Below are 19,546 nucleotides of genomic sequence, written 5' to 3' on the forward strand. Positions count from 1 at the left end.
AGCTCCGGTAGGGTGCCGCGCGCTGACGGGTTGAGCACACCCGACCGCCGGTCCTGGCCGGTTGGGGTGCCGGCGGGGCTAGATTGGCCGGGTGCGTATCGCTCGTTTCGCCCATGCCAAGGGAATGTCGTTCGGTGCCGTCGAAGGCGAACCGGAGGCCGGGCCGCAGGGCCTGACCATCGCCGAGATCGAGGGCCACCCGTTCGGCAAACTCTCCTTCAGTGGGGCCCGGTGGGCCCTCTCCGACGTTCGGCTGCTGTCGCCGATCCTGCCCAGCAAGGTCGTCTGTGTCGGCCGCAACTACGCCGACCACGCCGCCGAGCTCGGCAACGACGTGCCCAAGGAGCCGCTGCTCTTCCTCAAGCCGTCCACCTCGGTGATCGGCCCCCGGGACGCCATCCGACTGCCGATCTTCTCCAAGCAGGTCGAGCACGAGGCCGAGCTGGCGGTCGTGATCGGGGCGCCCGGCGCGCGCCGCGCCGACCGGGCCGCCGCCGAACGCGCCATCTTCGGCTACACCTGCGCCAACGACGTCACCGCTCGCGACCTCCAGCGTTCGGACGGTCAGTGGACCCGGGCCAAGGGCTTCGACTCGTTCTGCCCGATCGGCCCGTGGATCACCACCGGGCTGGACGTCTCCGACCTGGAGATCCGCTGTGAGGTGGGTCGCAACCCGGAGGAGATGGAGGTACGCCAACTCGGCCGGACGAAGGACATGGTCTTCGACGTGCCGGGCCTGGTGTCGTACATCTCGCACGTGATGACTCTGCTGCCCGGCGACGTCGTTCTCACCGGCACTCCGGCCGGGGTTAGCCCGCTTGTCGAGGGGGATACCGTCACCGTGCGGATCGACGGCATCGGTGAGCTCACCAACCCGGTGGTCCCCGTCGCCTGATCCGTCTGATGCCCTTGTTTCCGCAGCTCACGGGTGGTTCGGGGGGATCGGATTTGGCCTGCCGGCACCGGGAGGGTAAAGTTCACTCCCGGCGCCGCAAGGGGCCAATGGGGTATGGGGTAATTGGCAGCCCGACTGATTCTGGTTCAGTTAGTCTAGGTTCGAGTCCTGGTACCCCAGCGCTGCTGGAATTCGCGAGAATTTCCAGACGCTGGATTCTGACGGAGTTCGACTCCGCCCCTTCGGGGGCGGAGGGTGGTCTTCGGTAGAGTGCAGCTCCTCCGCCGCTAAGGTGGGGGAGCAAAAGTTGTTCTGGCCCCGTCGTCTAGTGGCCCAGGACGCCGCCCTCTCAAGGCGGTAGCGCCGGTTCGAATCCGGTCGGGGCTACATCGTGCACAGCCCGTCTCACCCGGTGAGGCGGGCTGTTTCGTGTCCGCCGCCGGGGCGCGTTCCGGCTCGCCGCGCGGCCCTCGGGTGACCCCGCCACCCCGCGCTCGTGCCCGGGCACGGTGCCGCTAGACTACATTCGCACGGCCCGCGAGGGTGGTGAACGGAAAAGTTCTGGCCCCGTCGTCTAGTGGCCCAGGACGCCGCCCTCTCAAGGCGGTAGCGCCGGTTCGAATCCGGTCGGGGCTACAACCAAAGGCTCATCTCGCTTCCGCGAGATGAGCCTTTCTCGTCCCCCTGCCCCCACCCCGTCCCCCATCCTGCCCGACCCCCGCTCGCCTCGGTGATCAAGAGCTTTGCGTCAACGGCTCCGGCGTGTCGTGACGCAAACTTCTTGATCACCGCGAGCGGGCGGGTGGGTGGGAGAGGGTGGGGAGGGGGTGGGGGCGGGTGGGGGGAGCGGGTTAGAGGCCGGATAGGCGTTGGCCGGCTCGGACCACGGCCATGGCGTGGCGTTCGCCGGGGCGGCGGCCGAGGCGTTCGATCGGGCCGGAGATGCTGACCGAGGCGATCACCCGGCCCGTGCGGTCGCGGATCGGGGCGGAGACGCTCGCCACACCGGCCTCCCGCTCGGCGACGCTCTGCGCCCAGCCGCGGCGGCGTACCTCGGCCAGGGTGCGGCCGGTGAACTTGCTGCGCGGTAGCAGCGGCATCACCGCCTCCGGCGGCTCCCAGGCGAGCAGGATCTGGGCCGCGGAGCCGGCCGTCATCGGCAGCACCGAGCCGACCGGAACGGTGTCCCGTAGGCCGCTGGCGCGCTCGGCCGCCGCCACGCAGATCCGCTCGTCGGCGCGGCGCAGGTAGAGCTGCGCGCTCTCACCGGTGGCGTCGCGCAACGCGGCCAGCAGTGGCTCGGCGGCGGTCAGCAGAACGTCCGGTGCGGCGTTGGCCAGCTCGCCCAGGCGGGGGCCGGGCCGCCATCTGCCCTGGGTGTCCCGCACCAGCATTCGGTGGATCTCCAGGGCCTGGGCCAGGCGATGTGCGGTGGCCCGGGGCAGCTTGGTGCGTTCAACGAGTTCGGCCAGGCTGGCGCCGTCCACGCAGGCGGCCAGGATGACCACCGCCTTGTCGAGAACGCCGACACCGCTCATACTGTGTCCCACAAGCCGAAACTTACCTCCCAGAATTTAGGATGTCCAGATGGTGGGAGTCACTCCTGAGCCGAGGACCCTGGCCGAGAAGGTCTGGGACGCGCACGTCGTACGGTCCGCCGCTGGTGAGCCGGACCTGCTCTTCATCGACCTGCACCTGCTGCACGAGGTGACCAGCCCGCAGGCGTTCGACGGGCTGCGGCTCGCCGGGCGCCGGGTGCGTCGTACCGACCTGACCCTCGCGACCGAGGACCACAACACCCCGACCGGGTACGCCGACCCGGCGTTCCGCCTCCGCCGTGGTGACCTGCTCACCATCGCGGACCCCACGTCGCGTACGCAGATCGAGACGTTGCGCCGCAACTGCGCCGAGTTCGGGGTGCGGTTGCACCCGCTCGGCGACGACAACCAGGGCATCGTGCACGTGATCGGCCCGCAGCTCGGTCTCACCCAGCCGGGCCTGACGATCGTCTGTGGCGACTCGCACACCGCCACCCACGGCGCCTTCGGCGCGCTCGCCTTCGGCATCGGCACCAGCGAGGTGGAGCACGTGCTGGCCACCCAGACGCTGCCGCAGAGCCGGCCGAAGACGATGGCCGTGAACGTCACCGGCCGCCTCGCCCCCGGCGTGACCGCCAAGGACCTGGTGCTCGCGCTGATCACGCAGGTCGGCACGGGTGGGGGTCGCGGGCACATCGTGGAGTACCGCGGCGAGGCGATCCGCGCCCTCTCCATGGAGGGGCGGATGACCATCGCCAACATGTCCATCGAGTGGGGCGCCAAGGCCGGCATGATCGCGCCGGACGAGACCACGTTCGCGTACCTCAAGGGTCGGCCGAACGCGCCGCAGGGCGCGGACTGGGACGCGGCGGTGGCGTGGTGGCGGACGCTGCCCACCGACGAGGGCGCGCGCTTCGACGCCGAGGTCACCCTGGACGCCAGCCGGATCACCCCGTTCGTCACCTGGGGCACCAACCCCGGGCAGGGGGCGCCGCTGAGCGCACCGGTTCCGGACCCGGAGGAGTTCACCACCGACTCGGAGCGCACCGCCGCCCGCCGGGCCCTGGAGTACATGGATCTGCGCCCCGGCACCCCGCTGCGGGAGCTGCCCATCGACGTGGTCTTCGTAGGGTCCTGCACCAACGGCCGGTTGGAGGACCTGCGCGCCGCCGCCGACGTGTTGCGTGGCCACCGGGTCGCCGACGGCGTCCGGATGCTCGTGGTGCCCGGCTCCGCCGCCGTACGCGAGGCCGCCGAGGCCGAGGGGCTGGACAAGGTCTTCGCCGACGCCGGGGCCGAGTGGCGGTTCGCCGGCTGCTCCATGTGTCTGGGGATGAACCCCGACACGCTGAAGCCGGGCGAGCGCTCCGCCTCCACCTCGAACCGCAACTTCGAGGGCCGTCAGGGCCGGGGTGGGCGTACCCACCTGGTCTCCCCGCCGGTGGCCGCCGCCACCGCCGTGGTCGGCCGGCTGGCCGCCCCCGCCGACCTGTAGAAGGGACCGACGAGATGGACAAGTTCACCACCCACACCGGCACCGCCGTGCCGCTGCGCCGGTCCAACGTGGACACCGATCAGATCATCCCCGCCGTGTACCTCAAGCGGGTGACGCGGACGGGCTTCGCCGACGGGCTGTTCAGCGCCTGGCGGGAAGATCCGGCATTCGTACTCAACGATGAAAACTATTCTGGGGCGTCGATCCTCATCGCCGGCCCGGAGTTCGGCACCGGCTCCTCCCGGGAGCACGCCGTCTGGGCGCTACGGGACTGGGGCTTCCGCGCGGTGGTGGCCCCGCGCTTCGGTGACATCTTCCGCGGCAACGCCCTCAAGGAGGGTCTGTTGCCGGTCGAGTTGGAATTGAAAGCCGTCGAAGAGTTGTGGGACCTGATCGAGACGGATCCGACCACTGAAGTGACCGTCGACCTGACCGCCCGCCAGCTCCGGGCGGGGGACGCCAGCTGGTCGTTCCCGCTGGACGACTTCAGCCGTTGGCGGCTTCTGGAAGGCCTCGACGACATTGGACTCACCCTCCGCCACGCCGCCGACATCGACTCCTACGAGGCGCGCCGACTGCCGTTCCTGCCCTCCGTGGCATAGCCGTTAGGCCGCTCGCACAGCGGATTTCACCCCCATCGGGCCATCCGGTGGGGGTGAATCCGTTACGACACAAGGGCTTTTTTCTACCGAATGTTTGTGTCCCGGCAGCACAGGGCATACCGTGCGCGCAGAATGGCTCGCGACGAGTCAGTTGCACAATCGGGAGGAAGTCGTGAACAAGGCCGAGCTCATCGAGGCGCTCGCCGTTCGCCTGGGGGACCGGAAGATGGCGACGGCCGCGCTCGACGCGGTCCTCACCGAGGTCCAGGCGGCGGTCACCAAGGGCGAGAAGGTGGCGATCACCGGATTCGGAGCATTCGAAAAGCGTGTGCGTGGCGCGCGAACAGCGCGCAACCCGCGTACCGGCGAGGCGGTGAAGGTCAAGAAGACGTCAGTCCCGACCTTCCGCCCCGGCGCCGGGTTCAAGGAGATGGTGGCCAGCGGCAAGGTGCCGAAGGCCGCGGTGGCGGCGAAGAAGACCGCCGCCAGCACCGCCACGGCCAAGGCGGCGGGCACGAAGGCGACCGGCACCAAGGCGACCACCGCGAAGGCGGCGGGCACCAAGGCGACCACGGCCAAGGCGGCCAGTAAGAAGACCGCCCCGGCCAAGGCGAGCAAGACCGCCACGGCGACCAAGACGGCCGCCAGCAAGAAGACCGCCCCGGCCAAGGCGAGCAAGAGCACCACGGCGACCAAGACGGCCGCCAGCAAGAAGACCACCGCGGCGAAGAAGACCACCGCGGCGACCCGGTCGACCGCGGCGAAGAAGACCACCGCGACGGCGAGCAAGAGCACGGCGGCCAAGAAGGCGCCGGCGAAGAAGGCTCCGGCCAAGAAGGCGGCCAGCAAGCGCTGACCGACCCGCACCGCAAGGGCGTCCACCCGTGGGTGGGCGCCCTTTCGGCGTACCGGGGCGGCCTCTCGGCGTACGGGAACCGTTGACCCGGTTGCCCCGCTCGCGCAGAATCGCCGTGCCGGCCCCCCTCCGCCGGTCCGCCGACGGGAAATGGGGCGCCGGTGCGCTACCGCCAGCTCACCACCGGGACGCTCGCGCTGGGCGTGCTTCTCCTCATCGACGTGCTGCGGGTCTGGCTGCCCGGCATCATCACCATCTTCGGTCAGGCGGCGTCCACCCCGGCCGAGCTGATGGGAGCGTTCGCCCTCGGCTGGTTCGTGCTCGCGCTGGGCGCACCCGCCGTGGTCCGCCGAGTCGGAGCCCGCCCGGTCACGGTCGTCGCCGCTGTCGCGCTCGCCGTCGCCCGGCTCACGCTCACCGCCGCTCCCGGCGGGCGTACGCAGCTCTGGTTGGCCACCGCCGGGTTGCTCGCCGGGCTGGTCTGGCTGGTCGGCGTCGCCGCCGACACCGACCGACCGGTCCCGGGGCTGGCGTTGGGGTTCGCGGTCAACGCGGCAGTGCACGCCGTGCTGGACACCGTCGACCTGGTCTGGCGGGGCGACTGGGTGGCCTGGCTGCTCAGCGCGGTCGCGGTGGTGGTGTTCCTGGTCGGCACGGCGCAACCCGCTCAGCGCCTCGGTGCCGCCCTCGCTGGCCCCGCTGAAGCCCCTGCTGGCCCCGCTGGCGCCCCGGTCGGTCCTGGTGGATCTGGGGCCTGGCTGCTGGCCGGGCCCGCGCTGCTGCTGGCCGGAATGGTGGCGCTCTCCCCGGCCCTGGCTCGGACCGGGATGTCGTACCTGGTCGCCGGGGATGGTGTGGCTCGTTCGCCGCTGTTCGGCCTGGCACCGGTGCCGGTGGCGGTCGCCGGGTTCCTGTGCGCCGCGTTGACCCGGCCGCCACACGGGTGGGGCCGAGCGTACGGCCCGGTGGCGTTGCTCGCCGGCGCGGTGCTGTTCGCCCTCGACCGAGGTGACCTGCTCCTGCCGGCCATCCTCCTCGCCGCGGTCGGTCTCGGCGCCTGCCTCGCCCTGACCGACGACGCCAGCCACCCGGACAGCGACACCGCGAGCGCCGGCTCCAGCGCCTCCCGGCGGGGGTACGCGGTCGCCGCCGGCATGCTCGTCTTCGCGCTGGGGGCGGTCGGCTACTACTCGGCCTACGACCTCGGCTACCCCAACGCGGCGGTGCCGGTGGTGGTGGCTGTGCTGATCGCCGCCGTGGCGTTCACCGCGCGTCCCGTCGTCCACCGGTTTTCCGGGCCGTTTCCACCGCTACGGACCGCCGCCGCGGTCACCGCGCTGGCCCTGCTGGCGCCGGTGCTCGCCGACGAGGTGCCGGTGGCCAGCAACCGGGAGGGCCCGCCGGAGCGGTTGACAGTGGTGGCGTACAACATCCGGATGGGGTTCGGGCTGGACGGCCGGTTCGACCTGAGCGGCCTCGCCGAGGTCGTCGACCGGCAACGGCCCGACGTGGTGCTGCTCAGCGAGGTGGACCGGGCCTGGCTGCTCAACGGCGGGCACGACACCCTGGACCTGTTGTCAGACCGGCTCGGTATGCCGTACGTCTTCGGGCCGGCCGCCGACCCCGTCTGGGGTGACGCGGTGCTCAGCCGTTGGCCGGTGCGCGATCCGCGGACCCTGCCGCTGGCCGCCGTCGGTGCGCCCACCGGAGCGCAGGCCCTCGCCGTCACGCTGGACCTCGGTGACGGTGTCCGTACCGCAGTGGTCAGCACCCACCTGCAACCGCCGCCGGGCAAGGGCCCGGTGGTCCAGGCCCGCGCGGTCGCCGACTTCGCCACCGGGTACGCGGCCGGCCGGCCGCTGGTGGTGGCGGGTGACCTGAACACCGAGCCGGGCGACGAGGCGTTCGCGGAGTTCGCCAGGGCGGGCCTGGTCGACGCGTTGGCCGCCGCCCGACCGCTGGCGACCAGCCCGGCGGACGACCCGCGCCAGCAGATCGACCACATCTTCGTCTCGCCCGACCTGACCCCGGGTGATCCGGTGGCCCCGCGCAGCACGGCCAGCGACCACCTGCCGGTCGCGGTGACAGTGACCCTGCCGCCCCGCTGAAGCCCTGCCGCCCCGCTGACGAGCGCGGGCCCGTGCGGACGCGGGCCCTACAGGCGGTCGGCGGCCAGCAGCCGGTCGGCGGCGAAGGCGAGCAGCCAGCCGCCGCCCTTCGGGGTGGCGAAGTCCTCATCGGTGCGGCCGGTCAGCCGCTCCAGGGCGCCCGGCAGGACCTTGCCCTGGCTGCACACCGCCGCCTGCCCACCGGTGCCGGCCAGCTCCAGCAGCCGAGCGGCGGTGGCCAGAACCTGCTCGTCGCTCTGCTGGCCGGGTTGTGGCTCGTCCAGGTCGCCGCAGATCTCGATCGGCAGGTCGAGCAACGCGGCGGCGGGGTCGAGGGTCTGCACGCACCGTCGTGGCGACGCCGACACCAGCCGGGCCGGTCGGATCAGGGCGATCAGCCCGGCCAGCGCGTTCGCCTGGGCCCACCCCTCGGCGTCCAGCGGCCGTCCGACGTCCGGGCCGGACCAGGTGGCCCGCTTACCGGCGTGCGCGTGCCGGACCAGCGCGACGGTCGCCGTCACCGACGGCAGCGCGGCGAACGCCGCCAACACCTCGGCGTCGTGGGGGTAGCTGACCAACCGGATCGCGTCGTCCACCGCGAGCCAGCGGATGTCGTCCACCTCGGTGCCCGGTTGGAAACCGCCGCTGGCCACAGCGAGCATCGACCAGTAGTCGACAAGCTTGGGCTGCCCCTCGCTGCGGTAGCGCACGGACGGCAGCCGAACCTGCGGCACACCCCGCACGTCGGCCTCCTCGGCCACCTCACGGACCGCCGCGGCCAGCGCGTGCTCGCCCGGCTCCAGTTTGCCCTTCGGCAGCGTCCAGTCACCGTAGCGGGGGCGGTGCACCACGCAGACGCGTACGCCGTCGTCGGTCGGCCGCCAGGCCACCCCGCCCGCCGCCCGGATGCCCGTCACGGCAGCCAACTGGTCCGCCGTCGCCGGGTTGCCCGGTGCCAGGCGGCCGGGAGGAGACCCCGCATCCGGCGTACCGACAGGCGTTCCCGCTCGGCCAGCCGCCCGGCGGTGACCGCCAGCTCGTGGTCGTCCGGCCGCTCGGCGGCGATCTCCAGCCAGGTGTCCGCCGCCACCGCCGCATCCTGGTGCTCGCCGAGCACGTCCTGCACCCGGGCGAGGGCGCGGGACAGCCGGCGCGCTCCCTTGCCGACCGTCGGGGCCACCGCGTTGACCGCGTACCGGGCCTGCTTGCCCTCCTTGCGAACGGCATGCCAGCGGTCGTCCGGCGACTGCGCGTCGAGCCCGTCGACGCCGTCCGGCCCGGTCAACCGGTGCCAGGGGCGCGCCACCAGCGCGGGTAGCGCCTGTGCGGCGGGCGCGGCCGCCCGGCCGGTGAGTCGGGGCGCGCGGGAGGCCAGCACCAGGGCGTCCACCAGGGCCAGGTAGCGCGCGGAGCGCAGCGTCTCGTCGATGGCGGTGAGCGCCCGCCGCTGCCGTTCGGCGAGCACCTCGTCGAGCCGGTCCACCGCGCCCTGGTCGAGCGGGCTCAGCGGGTCGGCGTCGGCGGTCCGGCGCAGCCGCGCGCGCAGCACCTCGGCGTCGCGGGCCGCGCCGAGGACACCGGCCAACCAGCGCAGCTCGGTGCGCAGCGGGCGGGACCAGGTCTTGCGCAGCAACGGTTTGAAGGTGCGCAGATCACTGCGCAGGCGTCGACAGGCCACCCGCATCTGGTGCACGGCGGTGTCGTCGCCGGCGGCCGGGGCGCGCAGCCGGACCAGCGGGTCGTGCGCCAACAGCCGGCGGATCTCCTTGCGTACCGCCTCGGTCACCACGTCACCGGCGCTCGGCTCGGCGGGCAGCCCGCCGGGCGCGACCAGGTCCGCATCGGCCTGCGCCGCCGCGCCCAGCGCCCGTACGTGCTTCGGCGTGAACGACCCGCCCTGGGCGCCAGCCTCCCGCAGGACCTCGCCGACCCGGTCGAGCAGCTCCCGCTCGCCGGCCTTCAGCTCCACCTCCAGCTCGCGGAACGTGTCGGTGGTGGTGCCGGCGTCGTCGAGCACTGTCACCCGGTCGTCCACCACCTCGGCGAGCACCGTGCCGGCCCGGTCACACACCTCGTACGCGTGCCGCACCGTCCGCACCACCGTCACCGGGGCCAGCGGCGCCCCCCGGTGCAGGACGGTGACCAACTCCACCAGCTCCGGTGGCGGCTGCCCCTTCGGACCGGGACGGGAGATCTCGTGCCGGACGCCCGGCGTCCCGGTGGGGAGTTTCACCGTCCAGGGCAGCTCGTCACCCCGGCGGTGACGCAGCGAGGCACCGGCCCGGGCCAGCCGCAGGTCGACCGTGTCGAGGTAGCGGGCCACCAGCGTCACCGGTGGCAGCTCCCGGACCCGACCGCCGGCCGGGGCCGTGCCGGCCAGGTCCGGCAGCACATAGGCGTCGTCCACCTCGTACTTCTGCTCCTCCTCGACCATCAGCTCAGCCTATGCGCTGCGCGGTCAGCTGGCCGTGCCACCGACGCGGCGCAGCAGCAGTTCCTGCAGATGGGCCCGGGCGGTGTTGTCACCGCCGGTACGCCGGGTCCAGGTGCCGTCGCCGGCCAACTCGAAGGCGTCCACTTCGGGGCTCATCGCGGCGGTGAGCACCTGGTCCAGCTCGGCGCGGGCGATCGGGTCGGTCACCTGCACCAGCGCCTCCACCCGACGGTCCAGGTTGCGGTGCATGAGGTCGGCCGAGCCCATCCAGAACTCGGCCTCGCCGTTGTTGCCGAACCGGAAGACCCGGGAGTGTTCCAGGAACCGGCCGAGGATCGAGCGGACCCGGATGTTCTCCGACAACCCCGGCACCCCGGGGCGCAGCGTGCACATGCCCCGGATGAGTAGGTCGACGTGGACGCCGGCCCGGGAGGCGCGGTACAGCGCGTCGGTCACCCCCTCGTCGACCAGGGAATTGACCTTGAACTGGACCAGGCCGGGCATGCCCAGGCGGACGTGCGAGATCTCCCGCTCGATCCGCTCGATGAGCCCGCTGCGGATGCCCTGCGGGGCGACCAGCAACCGCCGGAACGCGGTCTGCCGGCTGTACCCGGTGAGCACGTTGAACAGGTCGGTGAGGTCGGCGCCGATCTCCGGGTCGGCGGTGAGCATGCCGAAGTCCTCGTACAGTCGGGCCGTCTTCGGGTGGTAGTTGCCGGTGCCGATGTGGCAGTAGCGCCGGATCTGGTTGCCCTCCTGCCGGACCACCAGCGCGGTCTTGCAGTGCGTCTTCAAGCCGACCAGGCCGTACACCACGTGGCAGCCGGCGCGTTCCAGCGTGCGGGCCCAGCCGATGTTGGCCACCTCGTCGAAGCGGGCCTTCACCTCCACCAGCACCACCACCTGCTTGCCGGCGGCGGCCGCGTCGACGAGCGCGTCGACGATCGGGGAGTCGCCGCTGGTCCGGTAGAGGGTCTGCTTGATGGCCAGCACGTTCGGGTCGGCGGCGGCCTGCTCGATGAAGCGCTGCACGCTGGTGGCGAACGAGTGGTACGGGTGGTGCACCAGGATGTCCCCGTCGCGCAGGGTGGAGAAGACGCTGCGGGGCACCTCACCCTCGGCGAGCCGGGGGTGGGTGGCCGGCACGAACGGCGGGTCCTTCAGGTCCGGCCGGTCCGCCTCGCCGTAGACCTGCCACAGCGCCGACAGGTCCAGCAGGCCGGGCACCCGCAGGACGTCCTGGTCGTCCATGTCCAGTTCGCGAACGAGCAGCTCCAACATGTGGTCGGAGATGGACGCGGCGACCTCCAGGCGGACCGGGGGACCGAACCGGCGCCGGGCCAGCTCCCGCTCCAAGGCTTGGAGCAGGTCCTCGTCGCGGTCCTCGTCGACCTCCACCTCGGCGTTGCGGGTGACCCGGAACAGGTGGCACTCGACCACCTGCATGCCACTGAACAACTGCCCCAGGTGCACCGAGATCAGGTCCTCCACCGGCAGCATCCGGACACCCGGCTGGTCCCGGTCCACCCGGACGAAGCGGGGGACGTTGTTGGGCACCTTCACCCGGGCGAACAGCTCCGAACCGCCGTCCGGGTCACGAACCGCCACCGCCAGGTTCAGCGACCGCCCCGAGATGTACGGGAACGGGTGCGCCGGGTCCACCGCGAGCGGGGTCAGCACCGGGAAGATGTGCTCGCGGAAGTAGGTGCGCAGCCGCTCCCGCTCGCCGTCGCCCAGCTCACCCCAGCGCAGGATCCGGATGCCCTCGTCGGCCAGCTTGGGCAGCACGTCGTCGACGAAGCAGGCGGCGTGCCGGGCACCCAGGGCGGCGGTCCGCTCGGCGATCAGCTCCAACTGCGTCCGCAGGGGCAGCCGGTCGCCGCCGCGCACCGGCAGGCCGGCGGAGAGACGCCGCTTCAGCCCGGCGATGCGCACCATGTAGAACTCGTCGAGATTGCTGGCGAAGATGGCCAGGAACTTGGCCCGTTCCAGCAGCGGGGTGCGCTGGTCCTCGGCCAGGGTGAGCACCCGGGCGTTGAAGTCGAGCCAGGACAGCTCCCGGTTGAGGAACCGGTCCTCCGGCAGCGGCGGGGCCGCCGGGGCCTCGTCGTCGTCCTCGGGTGCGGTACCGGTCGGCAGGTCGTCCGGCAGGATCGGGTGGACGTCACCGGCGGACGGGCCGTCCGCGTCGATCTTCGGCGCGGGCTCGATGACCTCGTCCAGGCCGGAGGAGGCGGCGCCGGGATCGTCGGCGAGCGTGTCGGCGCGGGCGGCGCCGGCGCGTTCGGCGCGGGACGGGCGGAAGCGTCCGTCGGTGCCGCGCGTACGGGAGCCGTTGCGGAGGTCGGTGGCGGGCGGGTGGGCCGGTTGCTCGCGAGGGGTGCTCACCCGCTCATAATCACCCGATTACGGTAAACGCAAAATGAACTTGGGCTCGCCGGCTCAGATCATCGTCGGCAATGTCACCCGGACGACCTCGCCGTCGGGATCGGTGTCGATGCGGACCCGCTGGCCGAGCCGGAGAAGTCGCAGCCCGGAGGCGTCGAAGGCCCGGGCGGGGAAGCGCATCTCGGTGCCGTCGTCGAGCAGCAGGACACCGCTGCGCGTCGCCGCGTCGTAGCTGGCCACCGTGCCCTGCATGCTGGCACCGTACACCCGGGGGTTCACCCCGTGGCGCGGGCTCAGCCCACCGGGTGGCTCAGCCGGCGGCGCGGGCGGGGCGACCGGCGGCCACGAGCGCGGCCGTGCGCGGCCCGAGCCCGAGCCGGGCGGCGGCGGTTAGGTCCGCGGCGGTGTCCACGTCCCGGCGCAGGCTGGGCCAGTCGCCGTCGAGCGGCAACGCCCCGCTCGCCGCGTGCGCGACCGCCGAGCCCACCCCGAAGCGAGGATCCAGCGGCACGCCCGGCGGGGCGGTGAGCAGCACCGTGCCCCCGCCGGGTGCGTCCGGCAGGAACCGGCGCACCGCGGGTCGGCCGTTCTGCGCCGCGAGCAGCGCGCCGGCCAGCTCGGCCGGGCGTAGCGCCGGCACGTCCGCGGTGATCCCGGCCACCCATCCGGCGGCGGCCCCGGCCGCCCCGTGCCGGAACGCGGGGTTCAGACCGGCGTCCGGTTCGTCGGGCAGCACCCGGGCGCCGACGGCCCGCGCCGCCGCCGCCACCCGGGCGTCGTCGGTCACCACCCGGGCCTCGGCGACCGCCGGGCAGGCCAGCACCGCGCGGAGCGTGTCGGCCGCCAGGGCCAGCGCCAACTCCTCGTGGGGTACGCCAGGCAGCGCGCCCCGCAGTCGGCTCTTGGCCACGGCCAGCCGCTTCACCGGCACCACCACGGTCCACCTCGGCTGACTCACGTCCGCAATCCTGCCAGCCGGACGACGGGCCCCTCGCTGGCCGTACCGGGGGCGAGCAGGCATGATTTCCGCTGCGGGTGTCGCGGGCGGGATTTCGCGGCGGGGTTGGGGCGCGACGAGGAGGCACAGTGGCACGGCGGAGGCTGGGGTTCTGGCAACGGTTCGCCGTGGGGCTGGTGAAGCCGGTGATGACCGTCTGGACCCGGCGTACCTGGCGTGGTCAGGAGCATCTCCACCACGACGGCGGCGTGATCATCGTGGCGAACCACATCTCCCACGCCGACCCGCTGGTGTCCGCGCACTTCATCTACGACTCCGGGCGCTGGCCGCAGTACCTGGGCAAGGCCAGTGTGTTCCGGGTGCCGGTGGTCGGCTGGATCCTGCACCGGTGCCGGCAGATCCCGGTCGAGCGGGGCAGCGTGGACGCCGTCCGCTCGCTGGACGCACTGGTCGCCGCGCTCGACGAGGGTGGCGCGGTGGTGATCTACCCTGAGGGCACCACCACGCGACAGCCGGACCTCTGGCCGATGAAGGCCAAGACCGGTGCGGCCCGGCTGGCCCTGGCCACCGGCGCCCCGGTCGTACCGGTGGTGATGTGGGGGCCGGAACGGATCTTCGACCCGCGGACGACGCGGGTCAGCCTGCGCCCCCGGATCCCGGTGACCGTTGCCGCCGGGGAGCCGATCGACCTGAGCCGGTGGGCGGACGCCCAGCCGACCCGGGCCACCCTCGAGGAGATGACGGACACCATCATGTTGCGGCTGCGGGACATGCTCGCCGAGATTCGTGGTGGTACCCCGCCGCCACTGTGGGAGCGACCGGCCCGGTCCTCCGTCGGCCGTGAGCAGCGGGACGAAGCGGCATGAGCGGTCACGTCGCGGTGCTCGGTGCCGGTTCCTGGGGCACCGCCTTCGCCAAGATCCTCGCGGACGCGGGGCGGGACGTGACGGTGTGGGCCCGCCGCGCGCCGGTCGCCGAGTGCATCCGGGCCGAGCGTCGCAATCCGGAGTACCTGCCCGACCTGCTGTTGCCGGCCCGGGTCACCGCCACCGCCGACGCCGTCGAGGCGATCACCGGCGCCGAGCTGGTGGTGCTGGCCGTGCCGTCGCAGACCCTGCGGGGCAACCTCGCCGAGTGGGCCGGGCACCTGCACCCGGACTCCACCCTGGTGTCGCTGATGAAGGGCATCGAGCTGGGCACCACCAAGCGGATGAGCGAGGTCATCGTGGAGACCGCCGGGGTCGCCGCCGACCGGGTGGTCGTCGTGTCCGGCCCGAACCTGGCCCCGGAGATCGCCGCCGAGCAGCCCGCCGCGACGGTGGTCGCCGGGACGAACAGCGACCGCGCCACGCTCGTCCAGTCGTCGATCCGGACGCCCTACCTGCGTCCCTACACCAACGACGACGTGATCGGCTGTGAGCTGGGCGGGGCGGTCAAGAACGTGATCGCCCTGTCGTACGGCATCGCCACCGCGATGGGATTCGGTGACAACACCCGGGCCATGCTGATGACCCGTGGGCTGGCCGAGACGGCCCGGCTGGGCGTGGCGCTCGGTGCGGACCCGATCACCTTCGCCGGCCTCGCCGGCATGGGCGACCTGGTCGCCTCCTGCTCGTCCCCGTTGGCCCGCAACCGCACCTTCGGGGAGCATCTGGGCCGGGGCGAGACGCTGGAGCAGGCCCAGGCCGCCACCCGGCAGACCGCCGAGGGCGTGAAGAGCTGTCTGGCGATCCGCGACCTGGCCCGGGCGCACGGCGTGGAGATGCCGATCACCGAGCACGTCGAGCGGATCTGCCACGAGGGGATGGACCCGCGCCTCGCCGTGGAGACCCTGATGAGCCGCACCGCCAAACCCGAGTCGTACGAGTGAGGAACCTGATGAGCGAGTGGGGCGACGGCACCCGCTGCGTACGCGCTGGCCTGCCCGAACCGGCACCGGGGGACCCGTTCCTGCCGGGCCCGGTCTTCGCCGCGCCGTACCACCTCGACCCGTTCGAGGGCCAGGGCACGTCGCCGAACGGCTACGGTCGCCCCGACAACCCGACCCGGCGGCTGCTGGAGGCGGCGGTGGGCGAGTTGGAGGGCGGTGACTGCCGGGTCTTCGCGACAGGTCAGGCGGCCATCACCGGCCTGCTGCTCACCCTGCTGCGGCCGGGGGACACCGTGGTGCTCCCCACCGACGGATACTTCCCGGTCCGGGCGTTCGCCACCAACGTGCTGGAGGCCATCGGCGTCCGGGTGGTGTTCGTGCCGACAGTCGGGCCGTACCCGTCGTTCGAGGGCGTCCGGCTGGTGCTGGTGGAGACGCCCGCCAACCCGGGCCTCGATGTGGTCGACGTGGCGGCCCTGGCCGAGCGGGCGCACGCCGCCGGGGCGCTGCTCGCGGTGGACAACACCACGGCCACCCCGCTCGGTCAGCGCCCGTTGGATCTCGGGGCCGACCTCGTGGTCGCCTCCGGCACGAAGGCGCTCACCGGCCACTCCGACCTGCTGCTGGGCTACCTGGCCAGCCGGTCGGCCGAGCTGATCGACGCGGTGACGACCTGGCGTACCACCACCGGTGCGGTTCCGGGAGCGTTCGACGCCTGGCTGGCCCACCGGTCACTGGCCACTCTCGACCTGCGGTTGGCACGGCAGAGCGCGAACGCCGCCGCGGTCGTCGACCTGCTCGCCAGCCGGTCGGACGTGACCGGCCTGCGGTGGCCGGGGCGGCCGGACGACCCCGCGTACCCGGTGGCCTCGGCGCAGATGCGCCGGATACCGGGGGTGCTCTCGTTCGACCTGGGCGACGCCCACCGGGTGGGCCGATTCGTCGAGGCCGCCCGGCTGGTGGCGGCGGCGACCTCCTTCGGTGGCCTGCACACCACGGCGGACCGGCGGGCGCAGTGGGGCGACGACACCGCTCCCGGCTTCGTCCGGCTCTCCTGCGGCGCCGAGGACACCGCGGACCTGGTGGCCGACATCGCCGCCGCGCTCGACGCCACCGGCCCGGCCTGAGTTGGCGTTGCCGTCATCCTCCGACCGGGCCGCTCTGGTGGGCCGGTTGCGGGCCGCCGGCTGTGTCTACGCCGAGGACGAGGCCGAGCTGCTGCTGGCCGCCGCGCGCAGCCCGGCGGCGTTGGCCGACCTGACCGACCGTCGGGTGGCCGGCGAACCGTTGGAGTACCTGCTCGGCTGGGCGGAGTTCTGCGGTCTGCGGATCGCCGTCGACGAGGGCGTCTTCGTGCCCCGCGCCCGGACCGCCCTGCTGGTCGAGGTGGCGGCCGAGCTGACCGGCTCGGCACCGGCCGTGGTCGACCTCTGCTGCGGCTCCGGGGCCACCACTGTCGCGCTGGCGCACCGGCTCGCGCCGCGCTGGCTGGCCGCCGCCGACATCGACCCGGCGGCCGTGGCATGTGCGCGCCGCAACGTCGTCGGGCTGAACGCCGAGGTGTACGAGGGTGACCTCTTCGGGCCACTGCCCCGGCAGTGGCGGGGTCGGCTGGACCTGGTGGTCGCCAACGCCCCGTACGTGCCGACCGACGCGGTCGCGCTGATGCCGCCGGAGGCGCGACTGCACGAGGCCCCGGTGGCGCTCGACGGTGGCCCGGACGGGCTCTCCGTGCTGCGCCGGGTCGGTGCCGACGCCGCCGGTTGGCTGACCCCGGGCGGCCACCTGGTGGTAGAAGCCGGCACCACCCAGGTAGAAGCCCTCTGCGCCGCCTTCCAAGCAGCCGGCCTGGTCCCAACGGTCAGACACAACGAAGACCTGGACGCCACCGCGGTCTTCGCCCGCCGTCCCTGACCCGAGTCGATCATGGAGTTGTGGTGCCCGTTGAGCGCCATGACGAGTTCTTTGTCCCCCACCACAACTCCTTGATCGGCCGTGGAGAACTGCCGGGGCGCTCGGGTACACGGCGGGCTGAGGCTGCTCGGGCGGGCCGGGCGTGGCGGGGGAGAGGGGTTGGCACTAGCCTCGGCTCACACTCATGACGGCGGGAGGCGGTTTCGGTGGGCAGCGCAGGGGTGCCGGTGGTCGTCGGGCTGGACAACGGCGGCACCAGCAACAACGCCACCGTGCTGACGGTGGACGGCCACTTCCTGGTGGACGGGCTGTTGGAGATCCCCAGCGAGGTGCGGTCCGGGCCGGAGGCGGCGATCGAGGCGTTGGCCCGGGCGCTGGACGGCGCCCTGGCACAGACCGGCGTGCCGCGTGACCTGGTCCGGGCGGTCGGGCTGGACACTCCCGGTCCGGCCAGTGCCGAAGGCGTCATCTCGTCGCGGGGCTCCACCAACTTCTCCCAGCCGGCCTGGCGCGGCTTCGACGTGCGCGGGGCGTTGGAGCGCCGGCTCGGCCTGCCGGTGGTCTATCACAACGACGGCAACGCGGCCGCGCTCTACGCACACCACGTCTACTTCGGCGCCGACGCGATGAACCGCTCGTCGGTGTCCGCGATCGTCGGCACCGGCCTCGGCGGCGGTGTGGTCGAGGGCGGCCGGGTGATCGCCGGTGCGGCCGGGATGGCGGGGGAGCTGGGCCACGTGCACATCCCGCTGAACGGGCTGCTCGGCCCGGGCCAGCCGGAGCCCACCTGCGCCTGCGGCTTCACCGGGGATGTGGAGAGCGTCGCCTCGCTGACCGGCATCGAACGCAACCTGCTGCCGTACTGGCTGACCCGGTACCCCGACCACCCGCTCGCCGCCGAGCCGGTGGCCCGGGCGGCCAAGCTGGTCCGGGGGTACGGGGAGCGGGAGGACGCCCTCGCGCGGGACCTCTTCACCCAGCAGGCGATGGCGTTGGGGCGGCTGTTCACCGTCGCCGCGAACTTCACCGACCCGCACGCGTACTTCGTCGGCGGCGGGGTGGTGGAGGCGGCACCGGAGTTCCGCGACTGGTTCCTGGCGACGGTCCGCGAGCACACCGTGCTCCGCGAGGAGCAGGCGGCGGTGGCCACCTTCGCGTTGGTGCCGGACCGGGACATGGCCGGTGCCCGAGGCGTCGCGATCGCCGCGCTGGAGGCGCTACGCGTCGTTCCCGAGCCCAGTCCGCTGGTTGCCTGAGCCGGCGCGGGGCTCGACCCGCGCCGGCTCGGCACCTCTGGTCAGCGCTGGGGCGGCGCCTGGGCGAAGGCGGCCCAGGCCGCCGTTGGGAACAGCAGGGCCGGGCCGGCCGGGTCCTTGGAGTCGCGGACGGCCACCAGCCGCGGGATCGCGGCCACCTCCACGCAGGCGCCTTCGTCGCCGCTGCGGCTGCTCTTGCGCCACGGCGCCGCGGCCAAGGCCGCTGTGATCATCGGGGTCATCGGTCCTACCGTCCCTTCAGGACTGACAGGAGCATCTCGCGGCTGTCCGCCGGGCTGAGCGCCACGCTTCGGAGATGCTCCATGATCTTGGTGCAGGTACGCGTCTCGCCAGCGCGGTCGAGGATCATCTGCCCCGCAACGGTCTCCACCGACGCGATGATCGGGTCCTCCGGGTCGGCGAACTCGAGGATGTGCAGGGAACCCCGGGTGCCCCGGTGGTAGCCGGCGGAGAGCGGAATCACCTGGACGCTGATGTTCGGCAACTCGGCCATCTTGACCAGGTGCCGTAGTTGCCCGTTCATCACCGACTCGTCACCGACCGGGCGTAGCAGCGCGCCCTCGTCAATGATCGCGTCGAGGATGGGCGGCTGGTCAGCGGTGAGCCGCTGCTGCCGGTCGAGCCGGACCTTGACCCGCTGCTCCACCAGGTCGTCGCCGAGGGTGTGCGGCCCGCCGCGCATCACGCCACGGATGTAGTCGGCGGTCTGCAACAGGCCGGGCACCACCGAGGGCTCGAAGTTGGCGATGGCGGTCGCCTCGGCCTCCAGTGCGATGAAGTCGATGGTGCGTGGATCCAGCAGGTAGGAGTACGACACCCACCAGCCCGGCTTGCGGGCGTCCTTGGCGAGCTGCACCGCCGCGGCCACCTCCTCGGCACCCACCCCGTACGACGTGAGCAGGGCGCGCACGGTGGCCGGGCTGATCAGGGTCTGGGCGTTCTCGTACCGGGAGAGGGTGCTGCGGGTGCTGTTGATCTCATCCGCCGCTGTCTCCAGCGTCAGCCCGGCGGCTTCCCGGTGGTGGCGCAGGGCGATGCCGAGCCGGCGGGCACGGGCGGTCTTCGGGGCCATGCATCGATGGTCGCACACATTTGCGGGAACGTCTGCATGAGAGAACGTCGATGAGAGTTGCATTCACGGCTGTACACGTGTCAATCTGTTATCGCGTCCTCACCGCCGGTTGTCGTGGCGACGGTGGTGGTGAGCGACC

General features: G+C 72.7%; 18 protein-coding genes and 3 tRNA genes. 13 read left to right on the top strand and 8 right to left on the bottom strand.

Features of this window, described 5'->3' with window-relative positions:
* The first annotated feature begins 91 nt into the window (after positions 1 to 91).
* From ACFYL6_RS05840 to ACFYL6_RS05855, 4 genes are all read left to right on the top strand, one after another.
* Positions 92 to 895, top strand: a complete 804-nt coding sequence (locus tag ACFYL6_RS05840) for a fumarylacetoacetate hydrolase family protein (protein WP_282262034.1) — start codon at positions 92 to 94, stop codon at positions 893 to 895.
* Between the two features lie 108 nt (positions 896 to 1,003).
* Positions 1,004 to 1,075: transfer RNA gene (locus ACFYL6_RS05845), tRNA-Gln, on the top strand.
* 134 nt (positions 1,076 to 1,209) lie between these two features.
* A tRNA-Glu gene (locus ACFYL6_RS05850) sits at positions 1,210 to 1,282 on the top strand.
* Between the two features lie 176 nt (positions 1,283 to 1,458).
* Positions 1,459 to 1,531, top strand: a tRNA-Glu gene (locus ACFYL6_RS05855).
* A 215-nt stretch (positions 1,532 to 1,746) separates the two neighbouring features.
* Here the strand turns inward: ACFYL6_RS05855 and ACFYL6_RS05860 are convergent.
* A complete protein-coding gene (locus ACFYL6_RS05860) occupies positions 1,747 to 2,433 on the bottom strand; it encodes an IclR family transcriptional regulator (RefSeq protein ID WP_007456408.1) in 687 nt (228 codons plus the stop codon).
* 49 nt (positions 2,434 to 2,482) lie between these two features.
* On the opposite strand from ACFYL6_RS05860, the gene leuC reads away from it, so the two are divergent.
* The 4 genes from leuC to ACFYL6_RS05880 all read left to right on the top strand — a co-directional run bounded on the left by leuC (position 2,483) and on the right by ACFYL6_RS05880 (position 7,494).
* Positions 2,483 to 3,928 (top strand): 3-isopropylmalate dehydratase large subunit, encoded by a 1,446-nt coding sequence (gene leuC, locus ACFYL6_RS05865; protein ID WP_196921480.1) that lies wholly within the window; start codon positions 2,483 to 2,485, stop codon positions 3,926 to 3,928.
* Between the two features lie 14 nt (positions 3,929 to 3,942).
* The gene (gene leuD, locus ACFYL6_RS05870) at positions 3,943 to 4,530 is read left to right on the top strand and encodes a 3-isopropylmalate dehydratase small subunit (RefSeq protein ID WP_387168004.1); all 588 of its coding nucleotides are present in this window, start codon (positions 3,943 to 3,945) and stop codon (positions 4,528 to 4,530) included.
* A 172-nt stretch (positions 4,531 to 4,702) separates the two neighbouring features.
* Positions 4,703 to 5,386, top strand: a complete 684-nt coding sequence (locus ACFYL6_RS05875) for an HU family DNA-binding protein (protein WP_387168007.1) — start codon at positions 4,703 to 4,705, stop codon at positions 5,384 to 5,386.
* Between the two features lie 161 nt (positions 5,387 to 5,547).
* A complete protein-coding gene (locus ACFYL6_RS05880; protein WP_387168010.1) occupies positions 5,548 to 7,494 on the top strand; it encodes an endonuclease/exonuclease/phosphatase family protein in 1,947 nt (648 codons plus the stop codon).
* Positions 7,495 to 7,541: 47 nt separating this feature from the next.
* Here ACFYL6_RS05880 and ACFYL6_RS05885 read toward each other — a convergent pair whose 3' ends face one another.
* The 5 genes from ACFYL6_RS05885 to cofC are packed head-to-tail and all read right to left on the bottom strand — an operon-like array spanning position 7,542 to position 13,274.
* Complete coding sequence (locus ACFYL6_RS05885) at positions 7,542 to 8,420, bottom strand: NUDIX domain-containing protein (protein ID WP_387168013.1); 879 nt, start codon at positions 8,418 to 8,420, stop codon at positions 7,542 to 7,544.
* Complete coding sequence (locus ACFYL6_RS05890) at positions 8,408 to 9,928, bottom strand: CHAD domain-containing protein (RefSeq protein WP_387168016.1); 1,521 nt, start codon at positions 9,926 to 9,928, stop codon at positions 8,408 to 8,410. The genes ACFYL6_RS05885 and ACFYL6_RS05890 overlap by 13 nt, the downstream gene beginning before the upstream one ends.
* Before the next feature lie 24 nt (positions 9,929 to 9,952).
* Positions 9,953 to 12,316, bottom strand: coding sequence for an RNA degradosome polyphosphate kinase (locus ACFYL6_RS05895; RefSeq protein WP_387168019.1), 2,364 nt, complete (start codon positions 12,314 to 12,316; stop codon positions 9,953 to 9,955).
* Positions 12,317 to 12,370: 54 nt separating this feature from the next.
* Positions 12,371 to 12,568 (bottom strand): cold-shock protein, encoded by a 198-nt coding sequence (locus ACFYL6_RS05900; RefSeq protein ID WP_030335323.1) that lies wholly within the window; start codon positions 12,566 to 12,568, stop codon positions 12,371 to 12,373.
* A 58-nt stretch (positions 12,569 to 12,626) separates the two neighbouring features.
* Positions 12,627 to 13,274 (bottom strand): 2-phospho-L-lactate guanylyltransferase, encoded by a 648-nt coding sequence (gene cofC / locus ACFYL6_RS05905; RefSeq protein ID WP_387168023.1) that lies wholly within the window; start codon positions 13,272 to 13,274, stop codon positions 12,627 to 12,629.
* A 128-nt stretch (positions 13,275 to 13,402) separates the two neighbouring features.
* Here cofC and ACFYL6_RS05910 point away from each other — a divergent pair, with 128 nt between their 5' ends.
* From ACFYL6_RS05910 to ACFYL6_RS05930, 5 genes are all read left to right on the top strand, one after another.
* Complete coding sequence (locus tag ACFYL6_RS05910; RefSeq protein ID WP_387168026.1) at positions 13,403 to 14,140, top strand: lysophospholipid acyltransferase family protein; 738 nt, start codon at positions 13,403 to 13,405, stop codon at positions 14,138 to 14,140.
* Positions 14,137 to 15,144: an NAD(P)H-dependent glycerol-3-phosphate dehydrogenase gene (locus ACFYL6_RS05915; RefSeq protein ID WP_387168029.1), complete on the top strand. Its 1,008-nt coding sequence runs from the start codon at positions 14,137 to 14,139 to the stop codon at positions 15,142 to 15,144. Before ACFYL6_RS05910 ends, ACFYL6_RS05915 begins: the two co-directional genes overlap by 4 nt.
* 8 nt (positions 15,145 to 15,152) lie before the next feature.
* Positions 15,153 to 16,271 (top strand): cystathionine gamma-lyase, encoded by a 1,119-nt coding sequence (locus tag ACFYL6_RS05920; protein WP_387168032.1) that lies wholly within the window; start codon positions 15,153 to 15,155, stop codon positions 16,269 to 16,271.
* Positions 16,272 to 16,278: 7 nt separating this feature from the next.
* Positions 16,279 to 17,058 carry a putative protein N(5)-glutamine methyltransferase gene (locus ACFYL6_RS05925; RefSeq protein ID WP_387168036.1) on the top strand — a complete coding sequence of 260 codons (780 nt, stop codon included), beginning with the start codon at positions 16,279 to 16,281 and terminating at the stop codon, positions 17,056 to 17,058.
* A 206-nt stretch (positions 17,059 to 17,264) separates the two neighbouring features.
* Entirely contained in the window at positions 17,265 to 18,314 is a 1,050-nt protein-coding gene (locus ACFYL6_RS05930; RefSeq protein ID WP_387168039.1) for an ROK family protein, read from the top strand.
* Positions 18,315 to 18,355: 41 nt separating this feature from the next.
* On the opposite strand, the gene ACFYL6_RS05935 is transcribed toward ACFYL6_RS05930, so the two are convergent.
* Both ACFYL6_RS05935 and ACFYL6_RS05940 read right to left on the bottom strand, forming a co-directional pair.
* The gene (locus tag ACFYL6_RS05935; protein WP_124817266.1) at positions 18,356 to 18,556 is read right to left on the bottom strand and encodes a DUF397 domain-containing protein; all 201 of its coding nucleotides are present in this window, start codon (positions 18,554 to 18,556) and stop codon (positions 18,356 to 18,358) included.
* A gap of 5 nt (positions 18,557 to 18,561) precedes the next feature.
* Positions 18,562 to 19,407 (bottom strand): helix-turn-helix domain-containing protein, encoded by an 846-nt coding sequence (locus tag ACFYL6_RS05940; protein WP_387168043.1) that lies wholly within the window; start codon positions 19,405 to 19,407, stop codon positions 18,562 to 18,564.
* Between the last annotated feature and the right edge of the window lie 139 nt (positions 19,408 to 19,546).

This window comes from Micromonospora sp. NPDC007208 (assembly GCF_042869175.1).
In the GTDB taxonomy this organism is placed as follows: Bacteria; Actinomycetota; Actinomycetes; order Mycobacteriales; family Micromonosporaceae; genus Micromonospora; species Micromonospora foliorum.

Bases quoted from the DNA above. Each gene is read 5' to 3' on its own strand.
- ACFYL6_RS05860 (WP_007456408.1), bottom strand. From the start codon at position 2,433: ATGAGCGGTGTCGGCGTTCTCGACAAGGCGGTGGTCATCCTGGCCGCC.
- leuC (WP_196921480.1), top strand. From the start codon at position 2,483: ATGGTGGGAGTCACTCCTGAGCCGAGGACCCTGGCCGAGAAGGTCTGG.
- leuD (WP_387168004.1), top strand. From the start codon at position 3,943: ATGGACAAGTTCACCACCCACACCGGCACCGCCGTGCCGCTGCGCCGG.
- ACFYL6_RS05890 (WP_387168016.1), bottom strand. From the start codon at position 9,928: ATGGTCGAGGAGGAGCAGAAGTACGAGGTGGACGACGCCTATGTGCTG.
- ACFYL6_RS05900 (WP_030335323.1), bottom strand. From the start codon at position 12,568: ATGCAGGGCACGGTGGCCAGCTACGACGCGGCGACGCGCAGCGGTGTC.
- ACFYL6_RS05915 (WP_387168029.1), top strand. From the start codon at position 14,137: ATGAGCGGTCACGTCGCGGTGCTCGGTGCCGGTTCCTGGGGCACCGCC.
- ACFYL6_RS05920 (WP_387168032.1), top strand. From the start codon at position 15,153: ATGAGCGAGTGGGGCGACGGCACCCGCTGCGTACGCGCTGGCCTGCCC.
- ACFYL6_RS05935 (WP_124817266.1), bottom strand. From the start codon at position 18,556: ATGACCCCGATGATCACAGCGGCCTTGGCCGCGGCGCCGTGGCGCAAG.
- ACFYL6_RS05940 (WP_387168043.1), bottom strand. From the start codon at position 19,407: ATGGCCCCGAAGACCGCCCGTGCCCGCCGGCTCGGCATCGCCCTGCGC.